The organism is Kribbella albertanoniae (assembly GCF_004348455.1).
GTDB lineage: Bacteria > Actinomycetota > Actinomycetes > Propionibacteriales > Kribbellaceae > Kribbella > Kribbella albertanoniae.
Map to the genome: position 1 here is coordinate 1 of NZ_SMKA01000355.1, position 8,120 is coordinate 8,120.

Here is an 8,120-nt window from a genome sequence, read left to right on the forward strand (position 1 = left end):
GGGGGCGGATTAGCTCGGGGAGGTGGTTGTTGACCTCGGCTAGGTGGAGGTCGAAGGTCGCGCGCCAGAGGGCTCGGCGGAGGATCACCTCGGCTGCGGCAGAGCTTGCGCCGGCTACTGACGCGGCCCAGAGCGTGCTGAGGGCGCGCTCATCGAAGCCTTGGACGTCTAGCAGCATGGTGGCGATGAGGTCGCGGTCGGGTGCATCACCCAGCCGCCGCGGCCGTGGTTGCCGGGGACGGAGGGACCGCGACGGCTGGGTGGTTGTTGCGGGGTTTGTGAGAGCTGCGCGGATGTGGTTGGGCGTTAGAGGGACGGCGCTAGCTGATGGGGTACGGCGGCGGAGGGGTTCGGTCAGGTAGAAGTAGTCGAGCATGGTCGCGTCTTCGATGCCGCCTCGTACGGCGTCTCGGAGGACCTGCTCGATCTGGATGGCTACTGCGGCTCGGGCTGCTTCGGAGGGACCGGCGGCTGGGACCAGGGTGGTTTCCAGGTGCTGCGTGAAGATCTGCAGTTTCGTGTGCAGGGGAAGGGTGTCCACGGCAACCAGATCGGCCGGGTAGTAGTGGCCGTAGGCAACCGCCGGATCCTCGTCGACGGTTGGCGGCGTGTTGTACAGATCATCCGCTGGGTGGAGACCTTCGGCGTACCGGTGCCAGCTCAGGGCGCGTTCGACCAGGCTCTGCTGCTCCGGGCGGGTGTTCGGCGGGACCGGCGGCCCGGCCGGCCACAGGCGACGTACCGAGTTGGTCAAGTCCGGCAAGGGTTCCTCGAGTGCGTCCGTCAGCCAGAGGGTGCTGGGTTCGATCCGGCTGGTGGTCTGGCGGCGGAGCTTGCCGTCGGCCACGATGTGGGTCGCGCCGGGGACGGCGAGCACCCCTTCGTACGGCGTACTGTCGCCCATGAACCAGCCGCAAGCCGCAGCGAACGCCCAGCCCCGTGGTGAGGCTGCGGCGGCGACACCGGCGAACAGCAGTGCGGCGACCGGGCGGTTACTCCATACCCAGCCGTCCGGCAGCCGGACCTGGAAGAGCTGGCCCAGACCGGCAGAGTCGGTGAACAGCTCCAGGCGGTCATCGTCCAGCACTGCCATGGTGAACGGTGGGGCCAAGTCGATGAAGGCCTCCGGTGTACGACGTACTGCCTCGGCGAGCGGACCAGGTGCATCGGCCGGGTCGATGTCGCCGACCACTTGCTCGTAGCCGACCGGGGCGTGCAGGCTGGCGACGCGGACGGTCCCCGTCTGATGCCAGGACGGCCACAGCGTGTCGTCACTCCCCCACAGGTGCAGGCCGTGCGTGCTGCCGTCGTGGCCGCCGCGCTTGGGGATGCCTGCGTAATAGGCCTCCACCCGGGCTGCGCCCTCGGCCGCACGGGCGGCGGAGTCGGGCCGGTGAAAGGCGTAGGCGACCAGTGTTTCCACGCTCTACTCGATGCGATCCAGGCCACGAAAGTTATCCCCGGGTAGCTTCGGAGAACTATGCTGCCTGGGCGCCAAACATGAGGACGAGGGAGTGGTATGTCAGATCCGAAGACCGAGGTGCAGCACGGGCTGGAAGGCGTGATCGCGTTCGACACCCAGATCGCCGAGCCGGACAAGGAAGGGTCGGCGCTGCGCTACCGCGGCGTGGACATCGAGGACCTGGTCGGCCGGGTGCCGTTCGAGAACGTCTGGGGCCTCCTGGTCGACGGAACGTTCACCCCGGGTCTCCCGCCCGCGGAGCCGTTCCCGCTGCCGGTGCACACCGGCGACGTGCGGGTCGACGTCCAGTCGGCGCTGGCCATGCTCTCCCCCGCCTGGGGACTGCGCCCGCTGTACGACATCGACGACGTACAGGCTCGTGAGGACCTGTCCCGCGCCGCGGTGATGGCGTTGTCCTACGTGGCGCAGGCCGCGCGGGGTATCGGGCAGCCGATGGTGCCGCAGCGTGAGGTGGACAAGGCGACGACCATCACCGAGCGGTTCATGATCCGCTGGCGTGGTGAGCCCGACCCCAAGCATGTGAAGGCGGTTGACGCTTACTGGACGTCCGCGGCCGAGCACGGCATGAACGCCTCCACGTTCACCGCCCGGGTGATCGCTTCGACCGGCGCCGATGTCGCGGCTGCCCTGTCCGGTGCTGTGGGCGCGATGTCCGGCCCACTCCATGGTGGCGCACCGGCCCGGGTGCTGACGATGATCGAGGGTGTCGAGCGCAGCGGTGACGCCCGTGCGTACGTGAAGGGTCTGCTGGACGCCGGCGACCGGCTGATGGGCTTCGGCCACCGCGTGTACCGGGCCGAGGACCCGCGGGCCCGCGTGCTTCGTCGTACGGCGCGTGAGCTGGACGCACCGCGGTACCAGGTGGCCGAGGCGCTGGAGCAGGCCGCGCTGGCCGAGTTGCGCGAGCGGCGGCCGGACCGGGTGCTGGAGACCAACGTCGAGTTCTGGGCAGCCATCGTGCTGGACTTCGCCGAGGTCCCGCCGCCCATGTTCACGTCGATGTTCACCTGTGCGCGGACTGCCGGCTGGAGTGCGCACGTGCTGGAGCAGAAGCGCACCGGGCGGCTGATCCGTCCGTCGGCGATCTACTCCGGCCCAGGGACCCGTCCGGCCGACTCCATCGAGGGCTGGGACCCTGCCTGGGCCTAGTGCTCCTGGCTGGGGCTGCGGCCTGTGCGTTGCTTGTACTGGCGGCTGAAGTAAGGAACGTCTGTGTAGCCGAGAGCGGTGGCGGTCTGCGTGACCGTCATCCCGCTCTCGGTCAGCAGCTGGTGTGCGCGGTCGATGCGGGCCTGGATCAGGTACTGCGCCGGTGACATGCCGAACTGCCGGACGAAGCGTCTCGTGAACTGTGCCCGAGACAGTGCGGCTCTGTGAGCCATCTCTCCGACAGTCCAGTCCCGGCCCGGGTCCTGGCGGAGCTGGCGGGCCACCTCGTCGACCGCAGTGTCGGTCACCGGTCGACTGGGGTTGTGGACCGCGTCCCAGATCAGTCCGATCAGCTGCTCCAGACAGAGCTCGGCTTGTCTCCGTCCGAGTGCGTCACCACGCCGGTACGCCGAATCGCTCGTCCGCGCGAGCACATTCAGCAGCTCGCGGTCCATGACCTCGCCCCAGCGCGGTTCCGGGACGACGCCGTACTGGCTGGTCTCGAAGTGCATGCCGAACACGAGGAGCCGTCTCCGTGGATCGTGAGTTGCCCGGGGCGCGTCGCCTGGCTGGAAGACCGCGCAGACGCCAGGGCTGAGCTCTTGGTGCGCACCGTTGAGCTCTAGTTGGCCGCGACCGTCCAGCACGCACCACAGCAGGTGGTCTGGCAGTTTGAGCGACACCCAGGACCAGTTGGGCTCGCAGCGCCAGAAGGTCGGCGGGGACAGCTGGGTCAGCGGTAGTGGCTGCAACAAAAGTCCAACTCCTTGCATGGATCTTCCGTGGCTCAGCTCCATTGTGGACTGGACAATTGATTCATGGTGAGTGATTCGTACAAGCAGGAGTTCGAGCGGGACGGTTACACGCTGGTACGCGGGCTGTTCAGCGCCGACGAGGCCGAGCGGCTGCGGGAGCACTACATGGTGCTGCGGAAGCAGAGGTCGTACGCCAACGACGAGTCCGGCGTGAACTCCGGTAGTCGCGACCCACTGCGCAGATACCCGCGGATGGCTCAGATGCATCGCTGGGACGACGTGTCATTGCAGTGGCTCATCGACGCGCGCATCGACGAGGTGATGACCGGGCTGCTGGACAGGTCGCCGTACGCGGTGCAGACGATGCTGTACTTCAAGCCGCCGGGCTCCCGCGGGCAGGCGCTGCACCAAGACAACTTCTATCTGAAGGCCGAGCCGGGGACGTGTGTGGCGGCCTGGATGGCGCTCGACCGGGTCGACCAGGCGAACGGGTGTCTGGAGGTCGTGCCGGGTAGTCACCGCTGGCCGATCCTGTGCACGGAGAAGGCGGACACCACGGTGAGCTTCACCGACGTGACGGTGCCGCTGCCGACGCCGGATGCCGCCGTACCGGTCGTTATGGAGCCGGGAGACGTGCTGTTCTTCCATGGCGCACTGGTGCACGGGAGTGCACCGAACGTGACCACTGACCGCTTCCGGCGCGCTCTGATCGGCCACTACATCCAGGGCGAGGCCGAGAAGGTCGCCTCGTACTACCACCCGGCTCTGCGGATGGATGGGACCGAACTGACGCTGGATGTCGCCGAGGGCGGCGGGGCGTGTGGTGAGTGGACCGAGACGCCGGAGGGGCCGGTGGCCGTCCTGACCGGCACCCAGGTGATCGAGCGCAAACACGAGTGAGGTTGAGACCCGGAGCGGGCCGGGCATGGCAATGTGGGATGATGTGGATGCTGACAGCGTCGTCGGCGCAGAACTTGCCAGACGACGAAGGGAACCGCTGGTGACCAGCGACATCGTTCTTCCTGCTGAGCTCAAGCCCGTTGACGGCCGCTTCGGCGCCGGACCGTCCAAGGTGCGTCCGGAGGCCGTCGCCGCCCTCGCGACCGAGGGCGCCAAGCTGCTCGGCACCTCGCACCGCCAGGCCCCGGTGAAGAACCTGGTGGCCCGGGTGCAGCAGGGCGTCTCCGACCTCTTCCAGCTCCCCGAGGGCTACCAGGTGGTGCTCGGCAACGGTGGCTCGACCGCGTTCTGGGACATCGCGACGTTCGGGCTGATCCGCGAGCGTAGCCAGCACCTGAGCTTCGGTGAGTTCTCCTCGAAGTTCGCCAAGGCCGCGCAGCTCGCCCCGCACCTCGGCGACCCGACCGTGGTCAAGTCCGACCCGGGTACCCGTCCGACCGCCGTGGCCGAGGCCGGAATCGACCTGTACGCGTGGCCGCACAACGAGACCTCCACCGGCGTGATGGCGCCGGTCAAGCGGGTCGCGGGAGCGGACGCCGACGCGCTGGTCGCGATCGACGCCACCTCGGGCGCCGGCGGCCTGCCGGTCGACATCACCGAGACCGACGTCTACTACTTCGCTCCGCAGAAGTGCTTCGCCGCTGACGGTGGCCTGTGGATCGCTGTCATGTCGCCGGCCGCGCTCGCCCGGGTCGAGGAGATCACCGCCTCCGGCCGCTGGATCCCGGCGTTCCTGGACCTGGCCACTGCGGTCGACAACTCGAGCAAGAACCAGACCTACAACACGCCGTCGCTGGCCACGCTGTTCCTGATGGCCGAGCAGACCGACTGGATCAACGGCCAGGGCGGCCTCGAGTGGAGCGTCGCGCGGACGACCGACTCGAGTAACCGGCTCTACACCTGGGCCGAGAAGTCCGACTACGCGACGCCGTACGTCACCGACGCGGATTCCCGTTCGCTGGTGATCGGCACGATCGACCTCGACGACTCCATCGACGCCGCCGCGGTCGCCAAGACGCTGCGCGCCAACGGCATCGTCGACACCGAGCCCTACCGCAAGCTCGGCCGCAACCAGCTCCGGGTCGCCATGTTCCCGGCGGTCGACCCGGACGACGTCGAGAAGCTCACCCAGTCGATCGACTACATCGTCGACAAACTGCGCTGAGCTGCGGCTGTTTGTTGCCCTGTGCTCCTAGTGGTCCGTGTTCGAAGTTGCTTGACAGTAGGCGGTGTTCAGGTGCGTGCATCGTGGTGGCGGAGAAGCAGCCTCGATGCTCTTTATCGTGGCTGTTTCTCCGCTGCCGCGAGGTGCGTGCCTGGGCGCCGCATACGTCAAGGAACTTCGGACACGGACCACTAGCATGGCCGCATGCATTGGGGCGAGGAAGTCGCGGTTCGTGGGGCCCGGGTTCACAACCTGAAGAACGTCGATGTCGACATCCCGTTGCGCCAACTGGTGGCGCTGACCGGTGTCTCGGGGTCGGGCAAGTCCTCGCTGGCCCTCGGTGTCCTGTACGCCGAGGGCTCGCGGCGTTATCTGGAGGCGTTGTCGACGTACACGCGGCGGCGGTTGTCGCAGGCGGCTCGCGCGGATGTCGACGCGGTGGACGGGGTGCCTGCGGCGATCGCATTGCATCAGCGGCCTGCGGTGCCGGGGGTGCGGAGCACGTTCGGTACGGCGACGGAGCTGCTGAACTCGCTGCGGTTGATGTACTCGCGGTTGGGTGCGCATCTGTGTCCTCACGGGCATCGGGTTGCAGCGACGATCGAGATCGCATCGACCGCTTACCTGACTTGTCCGGTGGATGGGGATCGGTTCGCCGTACCGGGGGCTGAGGACTTCGCGTTCAACAGCGACGGGGCGTGCGAGACCTGCGGTGGGACAGGTGAGACTCGGCAGATCGACCAGCGCACGCTCGTGCCGGACGAGTCGCTCACGATCGACGACGGTGCGATCGCTGCCTGGGCGTCGTTCGGCGCCGGGCTGCTGCCGCAGGTAGTTGCCCAGTTGGGCGTGCGGACCGACGTACCGTTCGGGGAGCTGACGGAGGCTGAGCGGGAGATCGTCTATCACGGGGCCGAGACGAAGCGGCAGGTCGTTGTCACGAGCAAGAAAGGCAACGTCTTCGAGCTGAACGCGATGTACCGCAACGCGAATCGGGTCGTCCAGGACGCGTTGGACAACGCGCAGAGCGAGAAGACGGTGGCTCGGCTCGACCGGTTCGTACGGGTCGCCGAGTGCCCGACCTGTGGTGGCTCGCGGCTGAACGCCCGCGCGCGTTCCGTGCTGCTGAACGACGTGCCGCTCGATGTCTTGTCGACGTGGAGTCTTGCGGAGACCACGGAGTTTGTTCGAGGGCTGCCGGTGCCTGCGGAGCTTGAGCGGATGGCCCGTCAGATCGCGGCCGTGTTCATCACGACCGCTGAACACCTGCTGGGGCTGGGACTTGGGTACCTGTCGCTCGACCGCGCGTCCCGCACGCTCTCGACGGGTGAGCTGCAGCGGGTACAGCTCGCCCGGACCTTGCGAAGCAGCGCGACCGGCCTGCTGTACGTCCTGGACGAGCCGTCGGTCGGCCTGCATCCGAGCAACATCGACGCACTGATCGACGTCGTACGGCGATTGGTCGCGACCGGGAACTCCGTGGTGCTCGTGGATCACGACGTCCGCGTACTGCGGCACGCGGACTGGCTGGTGGAGATCGGGCCCGGCGCTGGTTCGCACGGTGGCGAGATCGTTGCTACCGGCACCGTTTCTGCGTTGGAGGCGTCTGATGCTTCGTTGATCGGAGGGTTCCTGAGTGGGGCGGAGCCGGTGGTGGTTCGGCCGCGGGTGCCTGCTGGGGAGACCTTTGCGCACGGGCGGATCCGGCTCGAGACCGAACCGCATTTCACGCTGAAGGCGCTGGAGGCCGAGTTCCCGCTGCGTCGGCTGACCGCGGTGACCGGGGTGTCGGGCTCGGGCAAGACCACGCTCGTGCTGGACAGCCTTGCCGAGGCTCTCCTCGGTCATGCCCCCGCACATGTACGAGGGCTGGATGCGGGCGGGATCGAACGAACCGTCGTCGTCGACGCGGCTCCGATCGGACGCAACGTGCGCTCGACAGTGGCGACGTACAGCGGAATCCTCGACGACCTCCGCCGTGCCTATGCGGCCACTCCGGAGGCTGGTGCGCTCGGTCTGACCGCGGCCGACTTCTCGTACAACACCGGCAGTCTGCGCTGCCCGCAATGCGAGGGCACCGGGGAGATCTCGCTGGACGTGCAGTTCCTGCCTGACGTCGACATCCCCTGTCCGCTGTGCGGCGGCACCCGCTACAGCCCCGCCGCCGATGCCGTGACGGTCGACAGTTTGACCATCCCGCAGGCGCTGGCGCTCACTATCGACGAGGCGCGGGCTGTCTTCCCGCGGCTGCGCAAGGTGCAGGCTCGTCTGCGTACCCTCGACGAGATCGGCCTCGGCTATCTCATCCTCGGCGAGGCCACGCCTGCCCTGTCCGGTGGCGAGGCCCAACGCCTCAAACTCGTCGCGGACCTCGAGAAGCCCCAGTCCGACACCCTCTTCATCTTCGACGAACCCAGCGTCGGCCTGCACCCCGCCGACATCCGCGTCCTGCTCACCGTCCTGGACCGCCTCATCACCGCCGGCGCCACCGTCATCGTGATCGAACACGACCTCGACCTGATCGCCAACGCCGACCACGTCATCGACCTAGGCCCCCAAGGCGGCACCGCCGGCGGCCGCATAGTCGCCGCCACCACCCCCAGCAACC

6 protein-coding genes are annotated in these 8,120 nt (G+C 67.9%); 4 read left to right on the plus strand and 2 right to left on the minus strand.

Going from position 1 to position 8,120, the window contains the following annotated elements; translation table 11 throughout:
• Window positions 1-1,423, minus strand: a 1,423-nt coding sequence (locus tag E1261_RS41110; RefSeq protein ID WP_202875433.1) for a hypothetical protein, incomplete at its 3' end; no start/stop codon positions are given.
• Window positions 1,424-1,519: 96 nt separating this feature from the next.
• On the opposite strand from E1261_RS41110, the gene E1261_RS41115 reads away from it, so the two are divergent.
• Entirely contained in the window at window positions 1,520-2,632 is a 1,113-nt protein-coding gene (locus tag E1261_RS41115; RefSeq protein WP_132415182.1) for a citrate synthase 2, read from the plus strand.
• On the opposite strand, the gene E1261_RS41120 is transcribed toward E1261_RS41115, so the two are convergent.
• Window positions 2,629-3,384: a helix-turn-helix domain-containing protein gene (locus E1261_RS41120; RefSeq protein WP_238176769.1), complete on the minus strand. Its 756-nt coding sequence runs from the start codon at window positions 3,382-3,384 to the stop codon at window positions 2,629-2,631. The two genes, E1261_RS41115 and E1261_RS41120, sit on opposite strands and share 4 nt — an antisense overlap.
• Window positions 3,385-3,450: 66 nt before the next feature.
• Between E1261_RS41120 and E1261_RS41125 the strand changes: the two genes are divergently transcribed.
• The 3 genes from E1261_RS41125 to E1261_RS41135 all read left to right on the plus strand — a co-directional run.
• Window positions 3,451-4,287 carry a phytanoyl-CoA dioxygenase family protein gene (locus E1261_RS41125; RefSeq protein ID WP_238176770.1) on the plus strand — a complete coding sequence of 279 codons (837 nt, stop codon included), beginning with the start codon at window positions 3,451-3,453 and terminating at the stop codon, window positions 4,285-4,287.
• 100 nt (window positions 4,288-4,387) lie between these two features.
• Entirely contained in the window at window positions 4,388-5,512 is a 1,125-nt protein-coding gene (gene serC / locus E1261_RS41130; RefSeq protein WP_132415184.1) for a phosphoserine transaminase, read from the plus strand.
• Between the two features lie 204 nt (window positions 5,513-5,716).
• A partial coding sequence (locus E1261_RS41135; RefSeq protein ID WP_132415185.1) for an excinuclease ABC subunit UvrA occupies window positions 5,717-8,120 on the plus strand: 2,404 nt, incomplete at its 3' end.

Coding starts and splice junctions, on each gene's coding strand:
- E1261_RS41115 (WP_132415182.1), top strand. CDS start 1,520: ATGTCAGATCCGAAGACCGAGGTGCAGCACGGGCTGGAAGGCGTGATC.
- E1261_RS41125 (WP_238176770.1), top strand. CDS start 3,451: ATGGTGAGTGATTCGTACAAGCAGGAGTTCGAGCGGGACGGTTACACG.